This window comes from Cyanobacteriota bacterium (assembly GCA_025054735.1).
Lineage (GTDB): Bacteria > Cyanobacteriota > Cyanobacteriia > SKYG9 > SKYG9 > SKYG9.
Genome location: JANWZG010000681.1, coordinates 1 through 1,119, shown reverse-complemented (window position 1 = coordinate 1,119; position 1,119 = coordinate 1). Strand labels below are relative to the sequence as shown.

General features: G+C 52.2%; 2 protein-coding genes. Both read left to right on the top strand.

Annotation, left to right across the window (positions count from 1 at the left end; all coding sequences use genetic code 11):
• Positions 1-233 (top strand): Rieske 2Fe-2S domain-containing protein (locus NZ772_19355; protein MCS6815715.1); only part of this gene is annotated, 233 nt, incomplete at its 5' end.
• Positions 234-263: 30 nt separating this feature from the next.
• Positions 264-1,119, top strand: an 856-nt coding sequence (gene petA, locus NZ772_19350) for an apocytochrome f (GenBank protein MCS6815714.1), incomplete at its 3' end; no start/stop codon positions are given.

The window sequence follows — 1,119 nt, the reverse complement described above, 5'->3', positions numbered from 1 at the left end:
GCCTTAATGCAGTGTGCACTCACTTGGGCTGCGTTGTGCCCTGGAATGGCGGTGAGAACAAGTTTATCTGTCCCTGCCATGGTTCTCAGTATGACAGCACAGGTAAGGTAGTACGTGGCCCTGCACCGCTATCACTGGCTTTGGTACATACTGTCGTTGCTGATGACAAAGTTAGTTTTGTTCCTTGGACGGAAACCGATTTCCGCACGGGTGAAGATCCCTGGTGGGCTTAGTTGAATCAGTTTTCAAGAGTGGAGAACATCGTGGTCAAATCTTTTTTGCATACCTGTGGACGTATAGCTGTAGCGTCCCTTTGGGCGATCGCTCTGTTTGTAGTTGCTGATCTGGCTCTACCCCAAGCAGCCTATGCCTATCCCTTTTGGGCACAGCAAAACTATGAAACCCCCCGCGAACCGACGGGTCGTATTGTTTGCGCTAACTGTCACCTAGGTGCTAAGCCTGTAAAGGTGGAAGTACCCCAAGCCGTGTTGCCCGATCAAGTGTTTGAAGCTGTGGTAGAAATTCCCTACGACACTAGCGTGCAGCAAGTGCTAGGCGATGGCAGCAAGGGGCCACTGAATGTCGGGGCTGTGGTTATGCTTCCCCCTGGCTTTAAGATTGCTCCACCTGAGCGTATCCCTGAAGAGCTGCAAGAAAAGGTGGGTGGAGTATACTTCCAGCCCTATGCGGAAGACAAGGAAAATATTGTGCTAGTGGGGCCGCTGCCCGGTGAGCAGTACCAAAAGCTGGTATTCCCTGTTTTATCGCCAGATCCTAGCCAATCTAAGGGCATTTACTTTGGCAAATATCAGATTCACGTTGGTGGCAATCGTGGGCGGGGTCAGGTTTACCCCACGGGTGAAAAGAGCAACAACGCAGTCTACAATGCCTCAGCCGCTGGCACGATTACCAATATCACGAAGGTTGAGGCAGGTGGTTACCAGGTTACCATCCAGAAGGCTGATGGCTCTGAGGTGGTAGACACTATCCCTGCGGGGCCAGAGTTGATTGTCAGTGAGGGGCAGGAGGTAGCCGCTGGTGCCGCCTTGACCAATGATCCTAACGTTGGTGGTTTTGGCCAAGCTGATGTAGAAGTGGTGCTACAGAGTCCTGATCGCA